The sequence below is a fragment of the Halomonas sp. 141 genome (genome assembly GCF_002810305.1).
Taxonomy (GTDB): Bacteria; Pseudomonadota; Gammaproteobacteria; order Pseudomonadales; family Halomonadaceae; genus Vreelandella; species Vreelandella stevensii.
Window position 1 is genome coordinate 57,388 of the sequence record NZ_PINZ01000012.1, and the last position, 25,076, is coordinate 82,463.

The window sequence follows — 25,076 nt, forward strand, 5'->3', positions numbered from 1 at the left end:
GGGCCGTCTTGCGAGGTAAGGCATGGAAATTCGCTGGCTAGAAGACTTCATTGCCCTGGCCAGAACGCGACACTTCTCCCGCGCCGCCGACGAGCAGCACGTGACACAGCCTACTTTTTCACGGCGCATCAAGCTGCTGGAAGAGGAAATGGGCGTGACGTTGATCAACCGACAGACCCTGCCACTGTCGTTGACCCCAGCGGGAGAAGAGTTCCTGACGCTCTGCGAACAGGTCACCGAGCGCGTGCGCCTCACCAGAGAGCGCGTTCGGGCGATCAGCGCTGGCCAACAGCGCCGCATCATGGTGGCTGCCCCACAAAGTCTGCTGGCCCACTTTTTGCCCGAATGGCTGGCCCAACAGGGTTGGCAAGAGCGTGTGCAGCCCTACTTGCGCGCCACGGGCTGGGTGGCCAGCGACTATTTTCAGGCACTGGCCAGGGCCGAATGTGATCTGGCCATCTGCTACTGGCCCGTGGGCCGCTGCGATCTGGACATCGACACCAGCAGCAGTACCTATCGCGTCATTGGCCAGGAGCGGCTGATACCCGTGACGGGCCTGACCAGCGATGGGTCGCCCTGCACGCAGCTACCTGGCACGCGCCAGCAGCCGGTGCCCTGGCTTGCCTACCCCAAACGCGGGCTGTTGGGTTCGGCGGTCAAGGCACACCTTGCCCGCCTTCCCCATCCGACCTACCTGACCGCGCAGAGCGAGAACCTCTACGCCGCAGGCATCAAGGAACTGGTACTGTTGGGCTACGGCATGAGCTGGCTACCCGAACGCAACGTGGCCAGCGAACTGGCTAGCGGCCAACTGGTGCGCGCAGGCGACAGCCGCTGGGACGTGCCCATGGAGTTGAGGCTGTACCGTCACCACCAACACCACCACGCAGAGCTGGACAGCTTATGGAGCGAGCTCCCTCCCCTACGACCCTAAAGGAAACCCCATGTCTGCATCACTGAACGCACGACAGCGTGAGCATATCGCGCATCTTCGCCAGGCTTATAGCCAGTTGCTTGAGCACCATCGGCTGGATTGTCTGGCCATTTACAGCGGCCACGCCCGCTACCATTTTGCCGATGATCACACTACCACCTTTCAGGCCTACGGGCATTTCACCCACTGGGTAGGGTTGGCCGATGTTCAGCACAGCTGGATCGTGGTGCAGCCCGGTCAGCGGCCTCAGCTCTATATCTACGCGCCAGCCGATTTCTGGCACTTGCCCACCCAACTGCCGGAAGAGCCGTGGGTAGCCGAATTCGACGTGCATTTGTGCAGCGACAAGATCACCCCGCCGCTAGCGGGCAACGCAGCCGTGATTGGTGATATCGAGACCCTGGAGAGCGTTTCTGTGCTCGCCAACTCCGCACAGCTGCACCCCGCCGCCCTCGTCCGTGCGTTGGATGAGCTGCGCATGTACAAGACCGCCTATGAGATTGCCTGCCTGAGGGAAGCCAATCGTCTGGCCGTTGCCGGGCATCAGGCCGCCAAGGCGGCGTTTGTGGGCGCCGCCAGCGAGCTGGACATTCAGTTGGCCTACCTGCAAGCCAGCCGTCAGCGCGAGTCGGACGTGCCCTACCAGAACATCATCGGGCTCAATCAGCACGCTGGCGTACTGCATTATCAGCATTATGACCTGAGCGCCCCCAGCCAGCGCCACAGCTTGTTGGTGGATGCCGGGCGACGCTTTCGCGGCTACGCCGCGGACATCACCCGCACCCACGCAGGCGCTGACGCGCCGGCCGCCTTTGGCGAGTTGGTCACTGCCCTGCACCACCTGAAAGATCAATTGATTCAGCACGCCGCGCCAGGCGTGGAGTTCGTGTCACTCCACGAGCAGATGCACCGCTATCTGGCCGAAATTCTGGTGCAGCACGGGCTGTACGAAGGCAGCGCGGAGAGCGCTATCGAGCTGGGCGTGACCCGAGCGTTCTGCCCCCATGGCTTGGGACACTCGCTGGGCATCCAGGTGCATGACGTGGCGGGGCTGATGCACCCCGATGGCACGCCAGCGCCGCCGCCACCGCAACATCCGGCGCTACGCCTGACGCGCACGCTGCGCCCCGGCATGGTGGTCACCATCGAACCCGGGCTCTACTTCATTCCCATGCTGCTGGCACCGCTGCGCCAGCAGGGAATTGCCGTCAACTGGGCCGCGGTGGACGCTTTGGCCGCCTGCGGCGGTATCCGCATCGAAGACAACATCGTGATCACGGAAAGCGGCTGCGACAACCTGACACAAACACATTAGTGCCAGGTAAAAAAACGCCCGGTTCCAATGAAGGAACCGGGCGTACCTTGGCGATTAACCGCCAGACTTGGAAACGATAGGCTTAGAAACGATAGGTAATACCACCGCCTACGGTGACAGGCTCGATGTCCACTTCACCTACACGGCCAGTGCCATCCAGGTTGATGTCGGAGTTGACGTCGGCGTAGCTCACATAGCCGTTCAGCATGATGTTTTCGGTGACAGCCAAATCAAGTCCTGCCTGACCGATGACGCCATAGCTGCTGTCCACGCTCAGGCCTTCCGGCTCACCCGAGAAACGAGTGTAGTTGAGGCCCACGCCCACATAGGGCTGGACGCGAGAATCCAGGCCACCCATCGGGTAGTAATTGACCAGCAGGTTTACCGGCAGGCGATCAACGCTGCCTACGTCGCCACCCGGGCGCGTGTTGAGGTCATGCTCGAATTTCTCGGAGCTGTTCAGCTCCATACCGATCTTGTCGGTGAACAGGTAACCCGCACCAAAGGTAAAGCCACGGGCGCTTTGCACGTTCAGGTCCGCATCGCCCACGTTGCCGTTGCCGGAACCAGTATCTGTTTGGGCAACACCGCCACGGACGAACACATCACCCGCTTCGTAGGCCATGACGGCTTGGCTTGCCATGACAGCGCTGGCAGAAACAACGGCGGCAGTCATCAGTTTCAATTTGCTCATCAGGGTATCCTCTTGCGTCTTCCTTGGGGGGTAAGTGCCGGATCACACCAGCTATCCTATACAACATATACCATACGAACACTGTTTCCAAATTTCCTGTGAAATTTTATTATAGGTTTTTGGTCTCTGATAGCTTTTTTAAAGAGGCATACCATCAGACACGCAGGTGCCCCCACGGTGGGTATCTGGGCAAGTTGCCCCGATACCCATCGTAGCCAAACGACAGGATGAAAAACGACAGGCATAAAAAAAGTCCCCCGAAGGGGACCCAGGTGGAGCACGCCAGCTCACTCGTTGTACCGTGCGACAGGTCGCATCGGCATGACAAAGAAGGGAGAGCTTCGATAATCCGCGGGTCAGGCTAACGGTGAAGACTCTATTCATTTGCCGCTTGCCTAATATATAGCGAGCAACGTGCCAATATTATATAAATAAATTAAAAACAACATCTTATAAAAATTTACACCTGTTTCTCGTAGGATCCTCAGCGCCAGGAAGCATGGTTCGCACCAATGGTGCGCAGGAACTCAGGTTTATGCTTCATAACGACGCTTGGCCCCAAACGGTATCAGCTGCACACCTGATTGCGCCCACCGCGTTTGGCGCGATAGAGCGCTTCGTCGGCCAGCACCAGTAACCGCTCCCTGTCACTCTCTGCCACGTCCAGACTGCATACCATGCCGGCCGAGAGCGTACACGCAAACTCCTGCCCGCCCTGCCACTTCAAAAATGCCATCAGTTTGAATGGCGTGGGCACACAAGGACTCTTCTCGACAGGTTTGTGTCAGCGCGAGCCCTTGGTGGGACTTGAACCACTGCCGCTCCTCGTCCACCAGTGAGACGAGCGCGATATCGACCCCAAATAGCTGAACGGCGAGCCGTGTAAAGCGATCGAAGCGCTCTTCGGGTGGCGTATCCAATAGCGCCAGATCATGCAGTGCCTGAAGCCGAGCCTGTTCACTCTCCACCATGGTCAACCTCTCAATTGGCTTTCACACACCCTTGACCCGACGCTTACGGAGCGTTTGATATCCTTCAACATGTTTAACTCTATGCATTAAAGTAGGTGCTGTCTTTAGCTGTATAGATATTTTACATTTGGCTCCGCTAACGCACGTTTCCCCTATTCACTTGGCCTTCAGGCGGTAAAATTGTCATGGTGCAGCGTAAAGCAGTGTATGTGACCGGCGGTGCCCAGGGGATTGGTCTGGGCATTGCGAATGAACTCCTCTCCAACGGCCACCAGGTGGCCATCGTCGACATCGATGCAGAAGCGCTGCGCGCTGCGACGCAGCGGTTGAAACAGTACGACCAGCTACTGGCTCTGGAAGCTGACGTCAGCCAAGAGGAACACATTGCCCGCACGCTTGAACGCACCGTGGAACACTTTGGCAGGCTGGATGGCATCGTCCACAACGCGGGCATCGCCGACCCGTTTCATGGCACGATCGAACAGCTGCCACTGGAAACCTGGCAAGCCTACTTGAATACCAACCTCACCGGCGCATTCCTGTGCGCCAAGCATGGGGCGGCGTATTTGCGGCCTCATGGTGGCAGTATCGTGCTGATGGCCTCGTCCCGAGCCCTTCAATCCGAACCCGACACCGAAGCGTATGCGGCCAGCAAAGGTGGCATCGTGGCCCTCACCCATGCGCTTGCCGTGAGCCTTGGCCCGAACATTCGCGTCAACGCCATCAGCCCAGGCTGGATCGAAGTGGGCGACTGGCAAAAGCCCAGCCGCCAGCAGCCGGTGGAGCACCGCGCCATCGATCGTGACCAACACCCGGCTGGGCGCGTGGGCACGCCCAAAGACATCGCTGCCCTGACGCGCTTTCTGCTGTCCGACGAGGCCGGGTTCATCACCGGTCAAAACATCGTGGCCGACGGCGGCATGACCCGCAAAATGATCTACGCCGAGTAGCGACCCGCTCATGCCAAAAAAGGCCATCCGAAGATGGCCTTTGCGGGTGACCAAAGGCGTCCCTAGGGCGTGACGATGATTTTCACCTGCGCCTTGTCGCTCAACAACGCTTCGAAGCCCTCTTCGACGATGTTGGCCAGAGGAATACGCTGGGTGACCATGTCTTCGGCCCGGAAGTAGCCTCGCTGCATCAACGCCATCACCGCCGGATAGACATGCCGATAGGCAATGATGCCTTTCATGGTGCGCTCCTTGATGACCAGGTCATTGGGCTGGAAGCTGGCGTCCCCCTCCCAAATGCTCACCACCACCACTTCGCCGCCTTCGTGGGTACTGTGCAGCGCCTGGTTGAGCACGGCGGGAATGCCGGTGACTTCGAACGCCACATCGACCCCACCCTTACTCAATGCGTGCAGCTTCTCCACGGCGTCTTCTTGCTGTGGGTCGACCACAATGGCTCCCAACGCTTCGGCTTTGGCTTTGCGGGATGGCGCGACTTCTATTGCGTAGATCTGCGCAGCCCCGGCGGCCTTGAGGGCCTCGATGGTCATCAGGCCAATCGGCCCTGCACCGAACACCGCAGCACTATCCCCGGCCTTCAGGCAGCTCTGGCGCACCGCATGCAGCGCCACGGCGGCGGGCTCCACCAAGGCTCCCTGCTCGAAGCTCAGGTCATCCGGCAGTTTGTGCACCATGTGCTCGCCCATGACGGTGAACTCGGAAAAGCCACCGCCGCCACCGGAAAGGCCGTGGAAGCCGAGCAGCGGCGTCAGGTTGTAGCGCTCCATCTGGTAAGCGCCATCCTTGTTGGGCGATAGGATCGGCTCGATGGCGACGCGATCCCCCACTTTCACGCGGGTGACTTTTTCACCGACCTCCACCACTTCCCCCGCAAACTCATGGCCCATGATGATGGGCGCCTGTTCGCCGCTGATGGGGTGCGGCTTGCCCACCGGGATAAAAATCGGCCCGGCGGAGTATTCATGCAAATCGCTGCCGCAAATCCCACAGGCGGCTACTTTCACCTTCACCGAGTGAGGATCGTTAATGGTAGGCACAGGCACCTGCTCCACGCGAAGATCCCTGGCTGCATACCACACCGCTGCTTGCATATTGGTTTGACTCATGACTAGTCCTTCCTATCAAGACACATGATGTACCGGCTGAAGCCCGTACACGGGAGTTTCCAGGCCTTCCATACGCGCTTTCAACTGCAGCGCCAAGTAGTGCGAGTAGTGCCGCCCAGCCATTCATCGAGCCATAGCCCGTGGCGTATACGATAAAACGCCGCATCACGCTGCTTGATGGCGGCGAAGACTGGCCGCTGGAAATCGGGCAGCACCTTGTAGGGAATCGACGCAAACAGCAGGTCGGCCTTGTCATGGGTCAGGCCACCCGCCACCGCATTTTCCGAATAGAGCGGCCCCAGCACCTCTTCCATCAACGAGTCCGACTTGACGATATGCGTCGAAGAGCGCTGAAGCATGGTGACATCGGCATCGTGCTCCCAGAGAGCCGCCGCAATGTCGTGGGCCGAGTTGTTCGACCCCACGATCACGCACTTTTTACCGGCGTAGGCGTCTGGCCCCGGATGCTGGCTGGAGTGCTGTTGCTCGCCTTCGAAACACTCCGCGCCCGGAAATTTGGGGATGTTGGGCATGCCCGACATGCCGGTGGCCATCACCAGCTGTTTCGGACGTAGCGTGATCTGCTCACCGTTGCGCTTGACGTTCACCACCCACTCGCCTGCAGCTTCATCGAAGCGTGCATTATCGCAGGTGGTGGAACTCCAATAGTTGAGCTCCATCACTTTTGTGTACATTTCCAGCCAGTCGCCCACTTTGTTTTTCGGGGCAAACACCGGCCAGTTGTCGGGAAACGGAATATAAAGTCGCGCCAATAGCACTCGTGGTTGAACAGCGTTAATACGCGCTGAGCCATGGGCGCTTGGCCGGAAGGGTCAGCCTCACGTACACTTGTTTGAATTCGTTTACCCTTTTATAAACCCGCTTTCGACAAGCCGAGGCTCTCCCATGGCGTTTGAATCCACTTCTTCTTACATCGCAACCGACGCGCTTAAGCAGGCGGTGAATGCCGCCGTGGTACTCCAGCGCCCGCTGCTCATCAAGGGTGAGCCGGGCACCGGCAAGACGCTGCTGGCCGAAGAGCTGGCGGCTTCGCTGGGCACTCGGCTGATCACCTGGCATATCAAGTCCAGCACCAAAGCAGCTCAGGGGCTCTACGAATACGATGCGGTGAGCCGCCTGCGCGACTCGCAGCTGGGCGTGGAAGGCGTCGAGAACGTCGGCAACTACATCAAGCCCGGCAAGCTCTGGGAAGCCTTCACCGCCGGTGAGCGTGTCGTGCTGTTGATCGACGAAATCGACAAGGCAGACATCGAATTCCCCAACGACCTGCTCCAGGAGCTGGATCGTATGGAGTTTCACGTTTATGAAACCGGCGAGACCATCCGCGCCGAACAGCGCCCGATCATCGTCATCACCTCCAACAACGAAAAAGAGCTGCCGGACGCCTTCCTGCGCCGCTGCTTCTTCCACTACATCGAGTTCCCCGACCGCGAGACCATGCAGGCCATCGTCGACGTTCACTTTCCCGACATTGCCCCCAGGCTCGCCAGCGAGGCGCTGGAGGTCTTTTTCGACCTGCGCAGCGCTCCAGGGCTGAAAAAGAAGCCTTCCACTTCCGAGCTGGTCGATTGGCTCAAGCTGTTGATGGCCGACGAGCTGGCCCAGGAAGCGCTGTATCATCGTGACCCCGCCAAGGCGTTGCCGCCCATGGCCGGCGCGCTGGTAAAGAACGAGCAGGACACCCACCTGCTGGAACGCCTGGCGTTCATGATGCGCCGCCAGAAGAACAGCGGGCGCTAAGCCATGTTCATCGGCTTGTTCGAGACCCTGAAACGCGCAGGCGTACCCGTTTCACTGCGGGAGCTTTTAGACCTTCACGCCGTGGTGGAGCGTGGCGTGGTGTTTGCCGATATGGAGGCATTTTACCAAGTCGCGCGCACGGTCATGGTGAAGGATGAGCGCCACTTCGACCGCTTCGATCGGGCTTTTGCCGCCTGGTTCAAGGGCATCGAGGACATGGACGCCGCCATCGAAGCGCTGATTCCCGACGAGTGGCTGCGCCGCGAGTTCGAGAAACAACTCACCGATGAAGAGAAAGCCAGGATCGAGTCGCTGGGCGGGTTGGAAGAGCTCATCGAGACCTTCAAGAAGCGCCTGGAAGAGCAGAAAGAGCGCCACGCGGGGGGCAACAAGTGGATTGGCACCGGCGGCACCAGCCCCTTTGGGGCCTACGGCTACAACCCGGAAGGCATTCGAATTGGGCAAGATGGCTCCCGCCACCGCCGCGCCACCAAAGTGTGGGACGAGCGACGCTTTCGCGATTACGACGACTCTCTGGAGCTGGGCACCCGCAACATCAAAATGGCCCTGCGACGGCTGCGCAAATTCGCCCGCCAGGGCGCCAGGGACGAGTTCGATGTGGACGGCACCATTCGCGAAACCGCCCGCGATGCCGGGCTGCTCAATATCCAGATGCGCCCGGAGCGCCACAATGCGGTCAAGGTGCTGCTGTTTCTGGACGTGGGCGGCTCCATGGACGACCACATCCGGGTATGCGAAGAGCTCTTTTCTGCGGCACGCTCCGAATTCAAGCACCTGGAGCACTACTACTTCCATAACTGCCTCTACGAAGGCGTCTGGAAAAACAACCTGCGTCGTGGTAACGAGCGTATCCCTACCATGGACGTACTGCACACCTACGGCGCGGATTACCAAGTGGTCATCGTCGGCGACGCCGCCATGTCGCCTTACGAGGTCACCCACCGTGGCGGTAGCGTGGAGCACTTCAACGACGAAGCGGGCGGAGTGTGGCTCAAACGGCTGGCCGATAAATTCCCCCGGTTGGCGTGGCTGAACCCCATGCCACCCCGCGCCTGGGAGTACACCTACTCGACCACCCTGATCCGCGAGCTGATCGACGACCGCATGTACCCCATGACCCTGGAGGGGCTGGAAAACGCCATGCGTGACCTGGCCAAGTAGCGGACGTCTATTCACCACGACTGTTCACCACAACTGCAGCGCACAAAAAACGGCGTGCCCAGGAGGCACGCCGTTTTTATGGACGCTATGCTGAACGGGCGCGCAAGCTATGCCATGCGGGTCATCAGGCTGTGGCCCGTCAAGCGGCGGTGCAGCACCGCCATGCCGATATGGCCCAGCACCAGTACCAGCAGCGCCCAGCCAAGCTCACCGTGCAGCAAGCCGCCCAGGTTGATCATCCACTCCACGCGCTCACCGCCTCCCGACATCAGCGGCACGCCGAATACCTCCAGCGGCCGCCCCGAGCCGTACTGACGAATCAGCGCAATGGTGGGTACCGCGATCATCAGGCCATAGAGTGCCAGATGGCCCAGCTTGGCCATGACGCTCACGGCAGGCGGGCGGCGCGAGGCATTGGCCAACGCCCAGAGCGCCCGCAGCACCACCAGCGTCATCAGCAGCACGCCAACGTTTCGATGAGTGCCCCACAAGAAGCTTTCAATGGCCGTATCTTCCAGCAGCACCCGTGCCCCAGCGCCACTGAATTGCCAAACGAACAGCAGGGCCATGCCCCAGTGCAACGCACGACTCACCAGGCCGTAACGAGACGTCGAATCCATGATCGCAAGCGCCATGATGCAAATTCCTCATAACCATCACTATTGAGGAAGCCATTTTACCCTGAACTTGACGACGCTTCGTGACAACAACGTGCAAACAGGTTCTCAAACGTGGAACACGCCGTTCCACCTGAAGGCTACAAAGACGTCGGGAACTGATTCAAGCCCGCCAGGAAGGCTTCCTTGGCTTGGCCGAAAGCGGCCGCGTCGTGCTTGAAACGACGCAGAATCAACGCCTCGTCCAGCTCCAGGGTGGGCGCCAGCTCCTCCACATGACTGGCAGGATGGCGCGCCACGAGCCCAACGCGCTGGCCCTGCGCCGTGGTCCACCAGTGCTTGAAACCGCACTGCTGGTAGAACGCCTCTTCCTGCTCACTGCTCACCTCGACACGTAGCGGCGCCTTCAGGCTCAGTTCGCTCAGCAGACGGGCCTTGGCCCCTTCCACCAGCTCGCAGGCATGGGTGACGGTCATGCCCTGGCCTTTCTCGTCCAGCACCAGCAGCGCCAGGGCCAGCGGCTTGCCGTTGCCATCCACCCCCGCCAGCAAGCGCGCGCCTTCCTGGGCAAACAGCACGTTCCGAGTACCGGTGAAGACCACCAGCGGCGTCAACCCTGCCGCCTGGCCATAGACTTCAGCACATAATTTGGCCAAACACGCATCCCGCTGGGCACGTTCACTTACATGGACTACCTTCATGACGCCCTCTCGTTGCGTTCATCTACCCCGCCCTTCAATAAGCGCTGAGCGGGCTATAAAAGCCCGCCAGCGTAGAGCAAAGCGCGGGGAGACACCAGCCTGTTTCGATGGAATCCAGTGGTTATTGCACAGTCGCACTATGGGCAAGGCATGTTTGTATTGCCAAGGAGAACACATGACACAGTTCATCAACGATCCTACTCTGCCTAAACCCGACTTTCCGGGCAGCCACATGGTAATCGACGACCACTACGCGTTTATCTCTGGCCTTACCGTGGCCGATCTCTCCAATGGCGACGTAGCCCGTGGTGATGTGAAAGAAGAGACCCGTTTGGTGATGCGTGAGCTGGAACGCATGCTGGTGCAGGAAGGCGGTAGCCTCGCGGATGTCGTGAGGGTAGATGTTCACTTGGCGGATCTGAAACAGATTAGCGCTTTGGACAGCGTCTATGCTGACTTCTTTGAACCAGGACGCTACCCCGCACGAACTTGCACCGAATCCCCGCATATCTGCGGTGGCAGCCAGGTAGAAATTACCCTGATGGCCAAGCGGGCACGCAAAGCAAGCCCAGAAAAGTAAATGTTTGCCTTCACCTCAGCAAGGCCAGTATTGCTTCGATATCCAGGTGCGCCTCCAGCGTATCGGCCAGGCGATCCAGCGCCTGTTCACGGTGGGCGGTGTAATCGATGCGACTGGCGCTGGTCAGCCCCAACCGTTCCAGCAAGGCCTGACAGGCATCGGGGTGGTCGAACAACCCGTGCAGGTAGGTCCCCAACACTTGCCCATCCTCGCTGATGGCCCCATCAAAATGGCCGCCCAGTTCGAAGAGCGGGCGCTCCAGCGCCTTGCCCTCACTCACGCCGTGATGGATTTCGTAGCCGCTCACCGGCACCTGGCTACCGGCCAGCACTCCGTGCACGTTGCGCAGTTGCTTGGCCGAGGCCATGCGCGTCGAAAGCGCCAGCCAGCCCAGGCCCGCCACCCGTCCGGCGGCTCCCTCCAGCCCTTCGGGGTCGTCCACCCACTCCCCCAGCATCTGAAAACCGCCGCAAATGCCCAGCACCTTGCCCCCGTAACGCAAGTGCCTGGCAATGGCAGCCTCCCACCCTTGGCGCTTCAGCCAGGCCAGGTCGCTGGCGGTGCTTTTACTGCCCGGCAGGATGATCACATCAGCTGCCGGTATCGGCTGGTCCGGCCCGATAAAGCTCAACGATACCTGCGGGTGCAGGCGCAAGGCGTCGAAGTCGGTGTGGTTACTGATGCGTGGCAAGGCAGGCACGATGACATTCAGGGTGTCGCGCTGTTTTTCTGCCTGCACCGTGCCAATGCTGTCTTCGGCATCCAACAGCAGCCCGGGCAGATAGGGCAACGTACCCAGTACCGGCTTGCGGGTGCGCGCCGTCAGCCACTCGAGCCCCGGCTCCAGTAACCCGATATCCCCCCGAAAACGGTTGATGATGAACCCCCTGGTCCGCGCCTGCTCGCTGTCGCTCAGCAGCGCCAGGGTGCCCACCAGCTGGGCAAACACCCCACCACGGTCGATATCGCCCACCAGCAGTACCGGGCAATCCACGGCTTCGGCAAAGCCCATGTTGGCGATATCCCCCTTGCGCAGATTGATCTCTGCCGGGCTCCCCGCCCCTTCGGCAATGATCACCTCATGGCGCTGGGACAACGCCTGCCAGGCGGCCATCACGCTCTCCTGGGCGGTACGCTTGAAGGCGTGATAATCCAGCGCATCCATATGGCCATGTACCTTGCCCCGCAGGATCACCTGGGCACCCCGGTCCGTTTCCGGCTTGAGCAGCACCGGGTTCATGTCGCTGTGCGGCATCACCCCCGCCGCCTGGGCCTGAAGCGCAGTGGAGCGGCCAATCTCTCCGCCATCGATGGTCACGGCGCTGTTGAGCGCCATGTTCTGGGGCTTGAACGGAGCCACCGAGAACCCCCGGCGCTGCAAAACACGGCACAGCCCCGCCACCACGGTACTTTTGCCTGCATCCGAGGTGGTGCCTTGAATCATCAGTGTGGTCATGGCGTCTTCTCGGCCTACGCAGTTGCTGAATATCCGTCCATTAAATCGCGCGTCCTCAGGCTGCACAAGGTGCGGCGTGGAAGGGCCGGATAACGGGCAGACAGACTGCTCGTTTTCCGCTAGGGTAGCGGCTCTTGAAGCGAGCGATGACCCCGAGATGCAAACGCTACTGAACGAGATTGCCGACGAGCTATCCCACGCCACCGAGCGCGGCAAGGTGGCCGACTACATTCCCCAACTGGCCCAGGTCGATCCCAACCAGTTTGCCATCAGCCTGGCCACCGTCGAGGGCGAGCGCTTCTCGGCGGGCTGCGCCGCCACGCCGTTCTCGATTCAGAGTATTTCCAAGGTCTTCACCCTGACCATTGCGCTGGGCAAGCTCGGCGATGCGCTGTGGTCCAACGTCGGCCGCGAACCCTCCGGCGACCCCTTCAACTCCATCGTGCAGCTGGAACACGAGAGCGGTAAACCGCGTAACCCGTTCATCAATGCCGGGGCCATTGCGGTGGTAGATGCCATCATGATGGGCCACGCCCCCAAGGAAACCCTGGCCGAAATATTGAGCTTCGTGCGCTATATCGCCGACGACAACAGCATCTGCTTCGACCATCAGGTCGCCGCCTCGGAAATGCAGCACAAGGACCGCAACGCCTCGCTGGCGCACTTCATGAAAGCCTTTGGGCGGCTGCGCCACGACGTGGACAAAGTGCTTGGCACCTACTTTCACCAGTGCGCCATCGCCATGAGCTGCGAGCAACTGGCCCACGCCGGGCTGTTTCTGGCTTCCGACGGCGTCAACCGCCCCAGCAACCTGCGGGTGGTGTCGCCCCAGCGGGCACGCCGAATCAACTCATTGATGATGATGTGTGGCCACTACGATGCCTCGGGGGAATTTGCGTTCCGTGTGGGCTTGCCGGGCAAGAGCGGCGTGGGCGGCGGCATTCTGGCCATTGCGCCGGGGCGCGGCTCGCTGGCCGTCTGGTCGCCAGGGCTGGATAGCTACGGCAACAGCCTTCTGGGGGTGCGCGCCCTGGAGATGTTCGTGCAGCGCACGGGCTGGTCCATATTTGGACATTAGCGTGCGCTAGCTGGGCCCTAGCCGGTCACTCGCTTCAAGCGCTTTCCGAGGATTCCAGATGCTGGGCCGCTTCCCAGGCCTGCACCTGGCGTTTCACCTCCAGCCCCCAGCGGTAGCCACCCAGGGCGCCGCTTTGCTGAATCACCCGGTGGCAGGGAATCCACAGCGCCACGGGGTTGGCGCCCACCGCGTTACCCACCGCCCGAGACGATTTCGGCGCCCCCAGCCACTGGGCGATGTGGGAGTAGCTGGCAAGCTGCCCGTCCGGGATCATCAGCAGCGCCCGCCACACGTTGAGCTGAAAGTTGGTACCCCGCACATGCAGCGAAAGCGCCCCAGGCGCTGCGCGGCGCGGCGGTTCGAACAGCGCCTCGACGGCGTAACGCGTGGCGTCCGGCTGGTGGCGCAAGGTACAGCGCGGCCACTCGGCGGCCAGCTGCGCCAGAATCTCCGCTTCGGGTGTCGCTGCCAAAAAGCCCATGCGGCAAATGCCTCTCGGGGTGGTGGCGACCAGCACCTGGCCAAACGGCGTGGGGTGAACCCCATAAGCAATCTCCACGCCCTCCCCCTGGCGCTTGAACTCCCCCGGTGTGACCGCCTCCAGCGTCACGAAATGATCATAAAGCCGCGAGCCGCCGCTCAGCCCCAGCGCTTCGGCGGTGTCGGCAAGGCTCTGGGAAGAAGCAATCAACTGCTTGCCCCGCGCCAACGTCAACGCTTGTAAAAAGCGCTTCGGACTCACCCCTACATAGCGGCTGAACAGCCGCTGAAAATGGAACGCACTCAAGTGTACCTGCTCGGCCACCGCCTCCAGGCTCGGCTGCTGGGCGGCGTGGGCCACCATGAAGGCCATGGCTTTTTCGATACGGGCGTAGTCGTTCATCGCGTCCATCTCACGGGCAAAGGGGCAAAAAGAGGCTGATGCTCGCTAAAGCTTACCCAGTGAAAGGCCCGACACCTACCCGAATCTTGCGCACTACACATGCCGGTAAATCACCCGCAAGGGTTGCCCCAGGTGGCGTTGCAGCGACTCGGTCTGTTGGGGGCTCATGGCCCCTGTTCTGGGGTTGATGGCCGTGAGCGAAAACCGAGCGAACCCTTGGGGGAAGGAGTAGTCGAGCTGGTGCACGCTGGCGACACTGCCACAGCACGGCAGCGCCTGGGGAAGGAGCGCAAAGCCACGCTGTGCGTCGTAATCCTGATCCATCACGAGATGCCACTCAGGAAGGGTCAGCTCTTGCGCGCACAGGTGACAGCGCACGTACTCGAAGTTGCTGCCACAGTCATGAAACATCACATGCTCTGATACCTGCTCGTCTATACTCTCTGCCTCGGGCATCCACTGCCACAACGCAGCCTTGGCCTGGGCTACCTGCTGCGCAGTGGGCAGATAGTGAGGCTCTGCCGGAATGATGACGATATGATGATCACTCATGTGAGTCACTCCGTGTGAGTCGCTCCAAGTGCGTCGGTCAATGAGTACGCAACAGTCTACTCTACACGACAACCCCGCACATTCATCATGTGCGCCGCCGCCAGTCGGCCATGCCATTTACGTCAGGAGGACACGATGGCGCTGATCTCTACCCGTACCCAGCACTGGCTGGAGCGTTTGAACGGCTCCAAACACATGCTCTGGCTGATCGCCACCCTCTCGTTTCTGGAAACCATCATCCTGCCCGTGCCCATCGAGCTGGTGCTGATCCCGTTGATGGCGGTGAACAAACAGCGGATCTGGGAGATTGCCACGGCCACCACGCTGGGCTGCCTGGTGGCGTCGCTGGTGGGCTATAGCGTGGGCATGGTGCTCTATCAATCGCTGGGGACCTGGTTTATCGAGTTCATGGGCATGGAGGAGAGCTATCAGGCGTTTCAGAGCTTCTTCAACCGCTACGGGTTTGCCGCGATTCTGGCCATCGGCATTCTTCCCATCCCCTTCCAGGTGGCCATGATTACCGCCGGGCTTTCCGGTTACCCTATCCTGCTATTCGTGCTGGCAGCGCTGCTCTCACGCGGGCTGCGCTACTACGGGCTGGCCTGGCTGGTGAAACGCTATGGCAAACGGGTTGAAACCCTGTGGAAACGCCATGCGCTGATGACCAGCCTCGCGCTGGGCAGCGCGGTGCTGGTCATCGTGTTGATAATGCAGGCATTGGCGGGAATGATCGTGTGATGCGCTAGCGGCTGATTGGCCCAGCCCTCACTCGATATAGTAACCGCTGACCCGCCAGGTGCCGTTTTCCAGATGCGGGGTCACCACTTCCACCACCCGCGGGCGGTTGGCAAACTGGGTCTGGAAGGTAACGACCTTGAAGTCGCCCCGCTGAGCGCCGGGCATGGAGGTGTACTGCGAAACGCGCACTCGGCGGCGCGATTGCACCGAGCCAAAGTCCTTGCGCGACAGTGCAACGGTGCGTTCAAGCATAGTGGCAGAAAGCGGTGTGCTCAGCAGTGGCGAAGCGGCTTCCCATGCCTGTTCATACTCGCTGTTATCGATCTTCACCAACCACGCCAGCGCCGCCTCCTCTGCCGCCTGCACAGATGCCTGAGCCGTTGCGGTAAGCATCAACAGGGCAGCGGACAACAACAGAGCACGTAATTTGGGCATGGCAGACTCGTTAGTGGCTAAGAAAAGACGTACCTTTCTATTATCGGAAAATCGCCAGGATTCTTTAGCCCTCCGTCAGGCATAGCCGCATGAAACAGCTATTGGGATCAAGCCGGTAGCTGCCAAACGGCCCGCAATACTCGAACCCGAACCGAGCATATAAACGGCGGGCGGGCTCGAAGAAAGCCATTGAGCCCGTCTCCAGATAGACGGTGTGATAGCCCCGAGCGCGGGCCTCTTCCAGCACGTGCGTCAACAGCCGGGCACCCACGCCCTGCTGGCGGGCAGCGGGCGTGGTACGCATGGACTTCAGCTCCGCCTGGCCCTCCCCCAGCGCCTTGATTGCCGCGCAGCCCAACAGCTGGCCGTTCTGGCGGGCGCTGTAAAAGGTGATGTTGGCTGCCTTGAGCGCGGTCACGTCCAGCGCATGCACGCTTTCCGGCGGCGAAGTGGCGTGCATGTCAGACAAGTGCTCTTCCAATAGCGCCACCACATCCTGCGCTTCCAGCGTTTCAATTCCGATATGTATCATCGCCCTCTCCGTTGGCTAGCCAAACCCGGCTTCTCAAATACGAAGCGCTCGTATACCATGCGCCACCTCTTTCCTTTAGCGTTCACCGTTAGGCCACCATGTCCGTCAACGCGCTCTACACCGACCTTTCCGGCTATTACGATCTGATGTGCGTCGACATCGACTACCGCGCGCAAAGTAACGCCATTCATCGCCTGCATCAGCTGTTTGGCAACGCGGGCAGCCAGCACCTGGACCTGGCCTGCGGCACCGGCCCCCACGTACGCCATTTTCTGGATGTGGGCTACACCAGCAGCGGGCTGGACATTCACCAGTCGATGCTGGACCTGGCAGCCACCCGCTGCCCGGAAGCTCACTTTTCGCTGCAAGACATGGGCCAGTTCCAGGTGGATGAGCCGGTGGATTTGATCACCTGCTTCTTATACTCCATCCACTACAACGCCAACCTGGAAAAGCTGAGCGCCTGCATCGCCAGCGCCCACCGCGCCCTGCGCACCGGCGGCGTACTGTGCTTCAACAGCGTGGACAAGGAGCGCATCGACAACGCGCTGTTCGTCAAGCACACCGCCCAACAGGGCGAGGATCGCTTCACGTTTCGTTCGGGTTGGCACTATGCGGGGCAAGGGGAACGGCAAACGCTGCGGCTCAGTATCGAAAAGAGCACGCCTGCGGTCACCCAGGTATGGAATGACGAGCACCCCATGGTGGCGGTCAGCTTTGGCGAACTCATCGCCCTGCTGACGCCCTACTTCGAGGTGCACGTGTTCGAACACGACTACCAGACCATCACCCCGTGGGACAACGCGTCTGGCAATGCCATCTTCGTGTGCGTGAAGCGCGACGGCTAAGGTATTACCTCAGGCGTCAGCTCTCCTGGCTGGGGCGCTGCTGTTGCTGCACGCCCATCAGGAAGTTACGCAGCATCTGGTCCTTGCACTCGCGATAATTCTTGTGGCTTGGCTTGCGGAAGAACGCGCTCAGCTCGTGGGGGCTGAGCGGCAGCCCCACCTGTTCGAACACCGCCAGCACGTCTTCGGCCTTCATGTTCAGCGCAATACGCAGCTTCTGGAACACCATGTTGTTGTTCAGCTGGGTTTCCGGCGCAGGCACCGGGCCTTCGCGCTTGCCGCGCTTGAAGCTGATGAAACCATTCAAAAACGCCGCCAGCTCACGGTTCTTCATGGGTACCAGCGCTTCGTCCTCATCCTTCTTCAGCCAGGCCGTTACCTGGGCAGGCGTCACGTCCACCTCAGCCAGGGCGAAGATATTGACGATGGTGGCTTCCTTCAAATCGAAGGCATAGCGAATACGGCGAAAAATATCGTTATTGGTCAAGGGGACTCCTAACCGTTGGTGAGCGTGGCCAGCAGCTCGTCGATCTCTGCTTTCAGCTCGTTGTCTTCAATCGTTTGGGCGCTGGCCTGGGCGCGCTGCAAGCTTTCGATGGCGGCCTGGGGCTCGCCCAGCTCCACCTGCAGGGTGGCCATGGAGAAGCCAATCGAGGCCAGATGGTCGTTCGACTGCTTGGCCACCGCTTTCTCCAGCGCCTTTTGGTAGATCGGCAGCGCGTCTTCCAGCTCTTCTGTGAAGTCGGCCAGGGTTTCCCACTGCTCGGGGTGGTCTTTCTCGGTGTTCTCATGCTCGGTGTTCTCATGCTCGGTGCAGATCGCCTGCAGCTCGGCGTAAAGCGCTTCAAAGGTGGCGCGGTCATCCTTGGACGCGGCCTTCATCAGCTTTTCAGCCAGCTCGTACACCGCCTTGTAAATTTTGGTGTTGATCATCAAACCACGACCTTATCGACTTAAAACAGCAGGCTAAAGCACACAGGCTTCGCCGGGAAGGGGGCATTATACCTTGTGTGAGGCGGGGTACGGTGACGCCGCGGGCAATATTCGAGCAACGGCGGGCCGATTTTACGCTATGCTGCACCACTTTTTACGTTCGACCCACCTAAGACTCGCTGTCAGGGCCCCTTATGCCTTTTTCTACACTCGGTTTATCCACTCCCCTCGTTCAGGCGATTACCGAACTCGGTTACCAGACGCCCACGCCCATCCAGGAACAGGCCATTCCCGCCATTCTCTCGGGCAAGGACCTCATCGCCACCGCCCAAACCGGCACCGGCAAAACCGCCGCCTTCGTGCTGCCGCTGCTGGAGCGCTTCAGCAAGGCAGAAGCGCTGCGGGCCAAGCGCATCCGCGCGCTGATTCTGGTGCCCACTCGCGAGCTGGCGGTACAGGTCAACGCCAGCGTGGCGCAATACGCCAGGCATACCCAGCTCACCTCGATGGCCGCGTATGGCGGTGTGGATACCGCGCCCCAGAAGGAGCGTTTGATCGAAGGCGTGGACATTCTGGTGGCCACACCGGGCAGGCTGCTGGACCTGGCCCATCAGCGCGCCCTGCACTTCGACGAGCTTCAGGTCATGGTGCTGGACGAAGCGGACAGAATGGTCGACATGGGCTTTGTGGATGATATTCACAAGATCATCGTGCGCCTGCCGGAACAGCGCCAGAACCTGCTGTTCACGGCCACCATGACCCAGGACGTTCGCGCCCTCGCCCGCAGCTTTTCAGACAGCAAGATGACCGACCTGGCCGCCAACATCGCGATCACCCCCAACGTTCGCGCCGCCGACACCATCGAACAGTGGCTGATCACGGTCGATAAGGACACCAAATCCGCCCTGCTCAGCCACCTGATCAACGAACAGGCCTGGGACCAGGCGCTGATCTTCGTCGAGAAAAAGCACAGCGCGGCCAAGCTGGTGGCCCAGTTGGAGAAACGCGGCATCGTCGCGGACTCCATCCATGGCGGCAGAAGCCAGGCCATGCGCGAAAAGATTCTGGCCCAGTTCAAAACCGGTGAGCTCAAGTACCTGGTGGCCACCGGCGTCGCCGCGCGGGGGCTGGATATCGGCGAGCTGAGCCGAGTGGTGAACTACGACTTGCCCTTCCAGCCGGAAGAGTACATCCACCGCATTGGCCGCACCGGCCGCGCCGGGGCTTCCGGGGAAGCCATCTCGCTGGTGGATATCAGCGACTTCAAGAACCTGTGTGCCATCGAACGGCGCATGAACCAGCTCATCGAGCGCCGGGAAGTGGCGGAATTCCCGGTCAAGAAGGCCGTCCCGGCCTCCAATTTGAAGCATGTGAAGAAAGGCAGCCGCTAGGCGTTGTACGCAGCGTCGGCGAGCGATGGCCCGCAGGCAGGTGGCAGGCCTTACCCCTGAGCGGGTGAAAACGCCGCCAGCAGCTCGGCGTTGGTGGGGTACTTCTCCAGCAGCGCCAGCAGCTTCTGCGCGCCGTCGGTTGGCTTGAGCGGCGCCAAGGCTCTGCGCAGGCTGCGTACCTTTTCGATCTCGTGGGCCTCGATCAACAGCTCTTCGCGGCGGGTACTGCTTTTGGCAATATCGAGCGCCGGGAAGATGCGCTGACTGGCCACCTCCCGCGACAGCACCAGCTCCATGTTGCCGGTGCCCTTGAACTCCTCGAAGATCACCTGATCCATGCGGCTTCCCGTTTCCACCAGCACGGTGGCCAGAATGGTCAGCGAGCCGCCGTTTTCGATGTTCCGTGCCGCCCCGAACAGTTTGCGGGGGATTTCCAGCGCCCGGGTATCCAACCCGCCCGACATGGTACGGCCACTGCCCCGCTGCCCCGCGTTGTGCACCCGGGAAAGCCGCGTCAGTGAGTCGATCACGATCATCACATCGTGCCCTTCCCCGGCTTGCCTGCGCGCCGTTTGCAGCAGGTTATCGGCCACGCGCACATGGTGGGCGTAGCTTTCGTCAGACGACGAAGCGTGCACCTCGGCGGTCACGCTGCGCTTGAAATCGGTCACTTCCTCCGGGCGCTCATCGATCAACAGGGCATACAGCTTGATCTCGGGATACGCCGCCGCCACGGCCTGGCAGATATGCTTTAACAGCGTGGTTTTCCCCGCCCCCGGCGGCGCCACGATCAGCCCGCGCTGCCCCATGCCAATGGGCGTGATCAAATCCATCGCCCGCACGCTGTGCTCACGAACGCCGTGGGCGAGATAAAGGCGCGGGGAAGGATGAATGGCCGTGCCGTTGAGAAAGCGCTTTTCGGGGTCGGTATGTGATTGCTCTTCGAGTGAGGAGTCGGCCACTGTCTCGGCGGGCTTGGCCTCTGGGGGCCGTTTCGTTTTGAGGCTTAGGGTTTTGCGGGTCATGGTTGGAGCCGTCTTGTCAAAGTGAGGGTTCGTGGTTGGCCGTGTTCGTGGTGACTCGACGGCGGATGTTAAACGTAGGCATGGTATTCAACGACCTCCCTGACGGCACACAGTGCTTTTTCAAGCTGCTGAATATCTACCGATGCTAGCGCAAGACGGATGGCATGGGGCACCTGGGCTGCCGTTGAAAAGGGAGCTGCGGTCGATACACTGATGCCTTGTTGTAAAAGCGCACTTGCCACCCGGTCGGCACGCCCCTCTTCCAGCAAGGGCAGCCAAACGCAGTAAGACGCAGGGTGTGCCTGATAGCGCATGCCCTTGAATACCCGAGCCACCACCGCTTGCCGCTGTGCGGCATCCTCACGCTTTTGCTGTTCCAAACGCGCCACCGTACCCTCTAGCACCCATTGGCATACCATCGCCGTCATCACTGCTGGCGTGTTCCAGGTCGTCGCACGAATCGTGCGCTCTATCTCGGCAACCCATTGTGCAGGTGCCACCACATAGCCAACCCGCAAGCCGGTGGCCACGCTTTTGGAGAAACTCGACACGTATATCGTACGTTCGGGGGCAAGCTTGGCCAGCGGCGGAGGCGCCAGGGTCTCAAGAAACGCATAGGGAGCATCCTCGATGATCAGAAAATCGTGTTGCTCGGCCAAGCCAATGAGCTGATGCCGCCATGCCAGCCCCATTACCCACCCCATGGGGTTATGAACGGTGGGCTGAACATAGACTGCACGAACGCGGCGGCGCTGGCAAAGTCGCGCGAGTGCACACAAGTCGGTTCCTTCCACATTGGCGGGCACTGCTGCCAGTTCCAACCCTAAGCGATGCGCCAGGACACTAAAGCCTGGGTACGTGATGGCATCGACGGCGATCACATCACCCGGCTTGAATAGCGCCATGGCCGTGGTCGCCAAGCCATGCTGAGCACCATCGACCAGCAATAACCGTTCCGCAGCGACGTTTAGACCACTGCGCATCACGTGCTCGGCAACGATCTCTCTCTCATGCAGACGACCACCGTGGGGCTGGTAGTGGAGCAATGCACTCACATCACCTGATGAAGCGAGCTGGCTTAGCGCTGCGCGCAGCAGATCCGCCTGCCCCGCCACAGTGGGGTAATTGAAGCTGAGGTCTAGCAGGCCATCGACGACTTGCTGCTGGTCTACCCCCAGCCCCGGCGGCAGCGCAGCATCCCTCACAAACGTTCCTCGCCCCGTTTCTCCCACCACAAGCCCCATGGCTTCAAGCTCGGCGTATACCCGTGTTGCCGTGGCCAGCGCCAATCCGTACCGCTGGGCAAGTTGCCGGTGCGTAGGTAAGCGCGTGCCAGGGCGGTACTTTCCAGCACGAATCTCCAGCGCGAAGGCATCGACTACCTGTTTGTATCGGGCACGTGGCATGGGCATTGTATCCATGACAATAATTTGATTGTGATATATACCATGCCTAGCATGCGATACGTGACCCCACCAGGAGCTTCACCTCATGCATATCGCCATCCTTACCTTCGAAGGCTTCAACGAACTTGACTCATTGATCGCCCTGGGCATTTTGAATCGCATCAAACAGCCCGGCTGGCGCGTATCGCTCATGTGCCCGGAAGCCAAGGTGACATCGATGAATGGCGTTACCCTCCACGCCCAAGCCTCTTTCGCAGAGCTGGCAAGCGCCGATGCCGTCCTGATCGGTAGCGGCATCCATACCCGTGAGATTGCTGAAAACGAGCACTTGATGGCCCAGCTTACGTTGAACCCCGACCAACAACTTTTGGGCGCACAGTGCTCGGGCACCTTGCTGCTCGCCAAACGCGGCCTTCTCGGGAACGTTCCTGCCTGTACCGATCTCACCACCCGCCCCTGGGTGATGGAAGCAGGCATCGAGGTATTGAATCAGCCGTTCTTTGCCAGCGGAAATATCGCCACTGCAGGTGGCTGCCTGGGCTCACAATACCTGGCCTGCTGGATGATAGCCCGCCTGGTAGGCATGGAGGCAGCCGAAGAAGCCATGCATTATGTGGCCCCAGTGGGGGAGAAAACAGAATACATCGAGCGCATGGTGCGCAATATCGGCCCATACCTGCCAGCGGCAGGGTCTTCGCCACGGATGGCCGCTCATCTGAGTGAATGATGGCGTGGTGTGATGGGCATGCCAAGGAAAAGGCTACGCTACTGGCACAGATCACCGCTTCTGAAGGATCGCTGAATAAGTGTGCCAGTGCTTATTTTTGCCCATGAGCGTCATCCCTGCCCTGCTTTGTTCTTGAAGGGTAATGACGTGGTAGTCATCCGCAAATAGCGTGGACAGCGTAGCGGGCGTGTGGATGGTCAAATGGCGGCTTTCATCTTGTGCCCAGGTATCATCAGGCCCCATGAAATGGCCACAAAACATGCCCCCTGAGCTCAACGATTGAGTCAACCTGTGCCACACCGTTGTAAACACGTCAGGGTGACAAAAAAACAGGCTCATACACGCGGTGATCAAGGAAGCAGGCGGATACTCGAACTCATCAAAACGGGCCTGAGAGGTAAACAGCGATGACCCCAGATGCGCCTTGCCCGCTTCTTGTAAGCGCTCGATGGCCAGTGGGTGATGGTCAAACGCATGCACCCGATAACCGCGCTCCACCAAAAACAGGGCATTCCGCCCTGCTCCACAGCCCATATCAATGGCGGTCCTGGGCAGCTCGCCGGTTAGCCGCTCGACGGATTCACGTAGGTGCGGATAAAGATCCAGCTGCTTCGAGCGCTCATAATAAGTGCCGTGGTTCATTCTGCCCCTCCATATGCCAAGGATGCATGATCACGTGAATACCTCACGGCACCGTGCGTTACGACGACACATCGGCACCATAGGCTTTGCGATAGAACCAAAAGCTCATTAAAAGCGCCAGAATGTTCACCCCCACCAGAGTGGGAAACGAGTCATTCATGAACGAATACTGAAAACCACTGCCCAGCATGGCGTTATAGCCATAACTGATATTGCCTAAACCCACCCACACGGACAGGTAAGCACCCGAGCCAAAAAAGTAGCCCAGCACAGGCGTATTAAAAACAGGCACCTGTATTAGCCAAAACTTGAAATTGGCACGCGCTGCGTTCGGCTGCTTCTCTAACAATTGAATGCCGCACCAAATACCCCACGAAAACAACAGAATAAAACCAATACAAAACAGCCAGTCCAGAACATGCGATGACACCATCATGTAAGGCATCGTGGAAGATATACCAATACCTCCCCCCGCAATCGTCATAGCCCCCAATACGCGCCGCTTCCAATCGTTCATCTTCATCCTTAGCCAAACGTATAAGCACACTCAAATTAAGGGGGCTAATTAAACCATGAGACAGGTGGTAAAAAAAGTAGCTTTGGAAGCGGTTCTGGTATGCTACTGGGATTGTATCAGGGGTGATGTCAGACCTCTTACAAAAGGCCCAGCCAGTCGTTAATCAAGGCTAATACATCCGCACCAGCCTTTGATTATGCATTATTCGTAGTGGCTCCAGGCCTGAGAACTTTCACCACTCGCTCATCATCGAGCACTTGATAGACCAGTCGATGCTGAATATTGATGCGGCGTGAATAGGCCACCGCAACATCACCCACGAGCTTCTCAAACGGAGGCGGCTTGCGGTATGGGTCTTCGGCTACCAGCGCTAGCCGTTCCTGCGCTTTTGGTTTGAGGCCGCGGGAGGCTAGCTTCGCAGTGGCGCGACTTTATCGCGTCGGCCTGCCTTGCCTTGTTATGGGTGCTTTGCCATCATATACCAATATTTGGTACAGGAGTCTCCCCATGGCTAGAAATACCAGCATTACGCTCGGCCCCCACTTTGACGAGTTTATAGCCACTCAGGTTGAAAAGGGCCGCTATGGCTCGGTGAGCGAGGTGGTACGTGCCGGACTGCGTCTGCTTGAAGAAACGGAAAGTAAGCTTGAACGGCTCCAACGCCTTCTGGATGAAGGCGAGCAGAGTGGAATAGCAGAGTATTCCCTTGAAAGCGTTATTACAGAACTGGACAACGAAGCTCACTGATGCGTCCATACCTGCTCACTGCCTCTGCCCGAAAAGACGTTGTCGAGATAGGCCGCTTCACCACCGAAAAGTGGGGAAAGCGCCAACGCGATACGTACCTCAGGCAGCTTGACGATGCTTTCAAGCTGCTCGCCCGCCAACCTGATATTGGGCGCGATGCGGATGACATAAAGCCAGGGTACAAAAAGTTCACCTGAATCCGTGAGACCGGCCCCCGGAAGCACTTCTAACCCACTGACCTGCATGGCAATATAGCTATTATCGCCATTCACCCAGACAGTGCCATGCCCAACATAAAGTTCCGCGCCAGTCGCCGCACCCTCACCAGCCACGC

Annotated in this window: 29 protein-coding genes and 2 pseudogenes; 13 read left to right on the plus strand and 18 right to left on the minus strand. The window is 59.8% G+C overall.

Features of this window, described 5'->3' with window-relative positions:
• The first annotated feature begins 22 nt into the window (after nt 1-22).
• Both CWI66_RS07815 and pepQ read left to right on the plus strand, forming a co-directional pair.
• Nucleotides 23-934 (plus strand): LysR family transcriptional regulator, encoded by a 912-nt coding sequence (locus CWI66_RS07815; protein ID WP_100731378.1) that lies wholly within the window; start codon nt 23-25, stop codon nt 932-934.
• A 10-nt stretch (nt 935-944) separates the two neighbouring features.
• The gene (pepQ, locus tag CWI66_RS07820) at nt 945-2,249 is read left to right on the plus strand and encodes a Xaa-Pro dipeptidase (protein WP_100731379.1); all 1,305 of its coding nucleotides are present in this window, start codon (nt 945-947) and stop codon (nt 2,247-2,249) included.
• An 82-nt stretch (nt 2,250-2,331) separates the two neighbouring features.
• Here pepQ and CWI66_RS07825 read toward each other — a convergent pair whose 3' ends face one another.
• The gene (locus CWI66_RS07825) at nt 2,332-2,943 is read right to left on the minus strand and encodes an OmpW/AlkL family protein (RefSeq protein WP_100731380.1); all 612 of its coding nucleotides are present in this window, start codon (nt 2,941-2,943) and stop codon (nt 2,332-2,334) included.
• Nucleotides 2,944-3,511: 568 nt separating this feature from the next.
• A complete protein-coding gene (locus CWI66_RS07830; RefSeq protein ID WP_016914122.1) occupies nt 3,512-3,700 on the minus strand; it encodes a diguanylate cyclase domain-containing protein in 189 nt (62 codons plus the stop codon).
• A 399-nt stretch (nt 3,701-4,099) separates the two neighbouring features.
• Here CWI66_RS07830 and CWI66_RS07840 point away from each other — a divergent pair, with 399 nt between their 5' ends.
• Nucleotides 4,100-4,864 carry an SDR family oxidoreductase gene (locus CWI66_RS07840; RefSeq protein WP_100731381.1) on the plus strand — a complete coding sequence of 255 codons (765 nt, stop codon included), beginning with the start codon at nt 4,100-4,102 and terminating at the stop codon, nt 4,862-4,864.
• Nucleotides 4,865-4,926: 62 nt separating this feature from the next.
• On the opposite strand, the gene CWI66_RS07845 is transcribed toward CWI66_RS07840, so the two are convergent.
• Both CWI66_RS07845 and CWI66_RS07850 read right to left on the minus strand, forming a co-directional pair.
• A complete protein-coding gene (locus tag CWI66_RS07845) occupies nt 4,927-5,991 on the minus strand; it encodes a 2,3-butanediol dehydrogenase (RefSeq protein ID WP_269799695.1) in 1,065 nt (354 codons plus the stop codon).
• Nucleotides 5,992-6,006: 15 nt separating this feature from the next.
• Nucleotides 6,007-6,752: pseudogene (locus CWI66_RS07850) on the minus strand (NAD(P)-binding domain-containing protein); the annotation flags it as partial.
• Between the two features lie 145 nt (nt 6,753-6,897).
• Here CWI66_RS07850 and CWI66_RS07855 point away from each other — a divergent pair.
• The gene (locus tag CWI66_RS07855) at nt 6,898-7,752 is read left to right on the plus strand and encodes an AAA family ATPase (protein ID WP_081192867.1); all 855 of its coding nucleotides are present in this window, start codon (nt 6,898-6,900) and stop codon (nt 7,750-7,752) included.
• A gap of 3 nt (nt 7,753-7,755) precedes the next feature.
• Nucleotides 7,756-8,934, plus strand: a complete 1,179-nt coding sequence (locus CWI66_RS07860) for a vWA domain-containing protein (protein WP_081138895.1) — start codon at nt 7,756-7,758, stop codon at nt 8,932-8,934.
• 107 nt (nt 8,935-9,041) lie between these two features.
• Here the strand turns inward: CWI66_RS07860 and CWI66_RS07865 are convergent, their stop codons facing one another.
• The gene (locus CWI66_RS07865; RefSeq protein ID WP_081138894.1) at nt 9,042-9,569 is read right to left on the minus strand and encodes a cytochrome b; all 528 of its coding nucleotides are present in this window, start codon (nt 9,567-9,569) and stop codon (nt 9,042-9,044) included.
• Between the two features lie 122 nt (nt 9,570-9,691).
• Nucleotides 9,692-10,252, minus strand: coding sequence for a hypothetical protein (locus CWI66_RS07870; RefSeq protein WP_100731382.1), 561 nt, complete (start codon nt 10,250-10,252; stop codon nt 9,692-9,694).
• Between the two features lie 175 nt (nt 10,253-10,427).
• On the opposite strand from CWI66_RS07870, the gene CWI66_RS07875 reads away from it, so the two are divergent.
• Nucleotides 10,428-10,832, plus strand: a complete 405-nt coding sequence (locus CWI66_RS07875; RefSeq protein WP_081192863.1) for a RidA family protein — start codon at nt 10,428-10,430, stop codon at nt 10,830-10,832.
• Nucleotides 10,833-10,842: 10 nt separating this feature from the next.
• Here CWI66_RS07875 and CWI66_RS07880 read toward each other — a convergent pair whose 3' ends face one another.
• The gene (locus CWI66_RS07880; protein WP_100731383.1) at nt 10,843-12,288 is read right to left on the minus strand and encodes a cobyric acid synthase; all 1,446 of its coding nucleotides are present in this window, start codon (nt 12,286-12,288) and stop codon (nt 10,843-10,845) included.
• Nucleotides 12,289-12,445: 157 nt separating this feature from the next.
• Here CWI66_RS07880 and CWI66_RS07885 point away from each other — a divergent pair, with 157 nt between their 5' ends.
• Nucleotides 12,446-13,366, plus strand: a complete 921-nt coding sequence (locus tag CWI66_RS07885; RefSeq protein WP_081138889.1) for a glutaminase — start codon at nt 12,446-12,448, stop codon at nt 13,364-13,366.
• 34 nt (nt 13,367-13,400) lie between these two features.
• Here CWI66_RS07885 and CWI66_RS07890 read toward each other — a convergent pair whose 3' ends face one another.
• Nucleotides 13,401-14,249: a bifunctional transcriptional activator/DNA repair enzyme AdaA gene (locus CWI66_RS07890; protein ID WP_100731384.1), complete on the minus strand. Its 849-nt coding sequence runs from the start codon at nt 14,247-14,249 to the stop codon at nt 13,401-13,403.
• 93 nt (nt 14,250-14,342) lie between these two features.
• Nucleotides 14,343-14,801 (minus strand): hypothetical protein, encoded by a 459-nt coding sequence (locus tag CWI66_RS07895; RefSeq protein ID WP_081138886.1) that lies wholly within the window; start codon nt 14,799-14,801, stop codon nt 14,343-14,345.
• A gap of 135 nt (nt 14,802-14,936) precedes the next feature.
• Between CWI66_RS07895 and CWI66_RS07900 the strand changes: the two genes are divergently transcribed.
• Nucleotides 14,937-15,539 carry a YqaA family protein gene (locus tag CWI66_RS07900; protein ID WP_100731385.1) on the plus strand — a complete coding sequence of 201 codons (603 nt, stop codon included), beginning with the start codon at nt 14,937-14,939 and terminating at the stop codon, nt 15,537-15,539.
• A 27-nt stretch (nt 15,540-15,566) separates the two neighbouring features.
• Here CWI66_RS07900 and CWI66_RS07905 read toward each other — a convergent pair whose 3' ends face one another.
• Together CWI66_RS07905 and CWI66_RS07910 are read right to left on the minus strand one after the other, a co-directional pair.
• A complete protein-coding gene (locus CWI66_RS07905) occupies nt 15,567-15,974 on the minus strand; it encodes a DUF4019 domain-containing protein (RefSeq protein ID WP_100731386.1) in 408 nt (135 codons plus the stop codon).
• Nucleotides 15,975-16,038: 64 nt separating this feature from the next.
• Nucleotides 16,039-16,506, minus strand: a complete 468-nt coding sequence (locus tag CWI66_RS07910; protein WP_100731387.1) for a GNAT family N-acetyltransferase — start codon at nt 16,504-16,506, stop codon at nt 16,039-16,041.
• A gap of 98 nt (nt 16,507-16,604) precedes the next feature.
• Between CWI66_RS07910 and CWI66_RS07915 the strand changes: the two genes are divergently transcribed.
• A complete protein-coding gene (locus tag CWI66_RS07915) occupies nt 16,605-17,354 on the plus strand; it encodes a class I SAM-dependent DNA methyltransferase (RefSeq protein WP_100731388.1) in 750 nt (249 codons plus the stop codon).
• Between the two features lie 16 nt (nt 17,355-17,370).
• Here the strand turns inward: CWI66_RS07915 and CWI66_RS07920 are convergent, their stop codons facing one another.
• Together CWI66_RS07920 and CWI66_RS07925 are read right to left on the minus strand one after the other, a co-directional pair.
• The gene (locus CWI66_RS07920; RefSeq protein ID WP_016914145.1) at nt 17,371-17,841 is read right to left on the minus strand and encodes a DUF1456 family protein; all 471 of its coding nucleotides are present in this window, start codon (nt 17,839-17,841) and stop codon (nt 17,371-17,373) included.
• An 8-nt stretch (nt 17,842-17,849) separates the two neighbouring features.
• Nucleotides 17,850-18,287, minus strand: coding sequence for a Replicative DNA helicase (locus CWI66_RS07925; RefSeq protein WP_100731389.1), 438 nt, complete (start codon nt 18,285-18,287; stop codon nt 17,850-17,852).
• Nucleotides 18,288-18,481: 194 nt separating this feature from the next.
• Between CWI66_RS07925 and CWI66_RS07930 the strand changes: the two genes are divergently transcribed.
• Entirely contained in the window at nt 18,482-19,678 is a 1,197-nt protein-coding gene (locus tag CWI66_RS07930; protein ID WP_062374603.1) for a DEAD/DEAH box helicase, read from the plus strand.
• Nucleotides 19,679-19,728: 50 nt separating this feature from the next.
• On the opposite strand, the gene rho is transcribed toward CWI66_RS07930, so the two are convergent.
• On the minus strand, nt 19,729-20,703 hold the full coding sequence (rho, locus tag CWI66_RS07935) for a transcription termination factor Rho (protein WP_100731390.1): 975 nt from the start codon (nt 20,701-20,703) through the stop codon (nt 19,729-19,731).
• A 68-nt stretch (nt 20,704-20,771) separates the two neighbouring features.
• Nucleotides 20,772-22,109, minus strand: coding sequence for an aminotransferase-like domain-containing protein (locus CWI66_RS07940; RefSeq protein WP_081192849.1), 1,338 nt, complete (start codon nt 22,107-22,109; stop codon nt 20,772-20,774).
• A gap of 85 nt (nt 22,110-22,194) precedes the next feature.
• Between CWI66_RS07940 and CWI66_RS07945 the strand changes: the two genes are divergently transcribed.
• Nucleotides 22,195-22,836 (plus strand): DJ-1/PfpI family protein, encoded by a 642-nt coding sequence (locus tag CWI66_RS07945; RefSeq protein WP_081192847.1) that lies wholly within the window; start codon nt 22,195-22,197, stop codon nt 22,834-22,836.
• Between the two features lie 51 nt (nt 22,837-22,887).
• Here CWI66_RS07945 and CWI66_RS07950 read toward each other — a convergent pair whose 3' ends face one another.
• The 3 genes and pseudogenes from CWI66_RS07950 to CWI66_RS07960 form a co-directional block, all read right to left on the minus strand.
• Complete coding sequence (locus CWI66_RS07950) at nt 22,888-23,478, minus strand: class I SAM-dependent methyltransferase (RefSeq protein WP_100731391.1); 591 nt, start codon at nt 23,476-23,478, stop codon at nt 22,888-22,890.
• A 58-nt stretch (nt 23,479-23,536) separates the two neighbouring features.
• On the minus strand, nt 23,537-23,995 hold the full coding sequence (locus CWI66_RS07955) for a hypothetical protein (protein ID WP_139788441.1): 459 nt from the start codon (nt 23,993-23,995) through the stop codon (nt 23,537-23,539).
• Nucleotides 23,996-24,196: 201 nt separating this feature from the next.
• Nucleotides 24,197-24,363 (minus strand): annotated as a pseudogene (locus CWI66_RS07960) (Txe/YoeB family addiction module toxin).
• 139 nt (nt 24,364-24,502) lie between these two features.
• On the opposite strand from CWI66_RS07960, the gene CWI66_RS07965 reads away from it, so the two are divergent.
• Nucleotides 24,503-24,742, plus strand: a complete 240-nt coding sequence (locus tag CWI66_RS07965; RefSeq protein WP_016914150.1) for a type II toxin-antitoxin system ParD family antitoxin — start codon at nt 24,503-24,505, stop codon at nt 24,740-24,742.
• On the plus strand, nt 24,742-24,939 hold the full coding sequence (locus CWI66_RS07970) for a type II toxin-antitoxin system RelE/ParE family toxin (protein ID WP_083844152.1): 198 nt from the start codon (nt 24,742-24,744) through the stop codon (nt 24,937-24,939). The genes CWI66_RS07965 and CWI66_RS07970 overlap by 1 nt, the downstream gene beginning before the upstream one ends.
• The last annotated feature ends 137 nt before the right edge of the window (nt 24,940-25,076 follow it).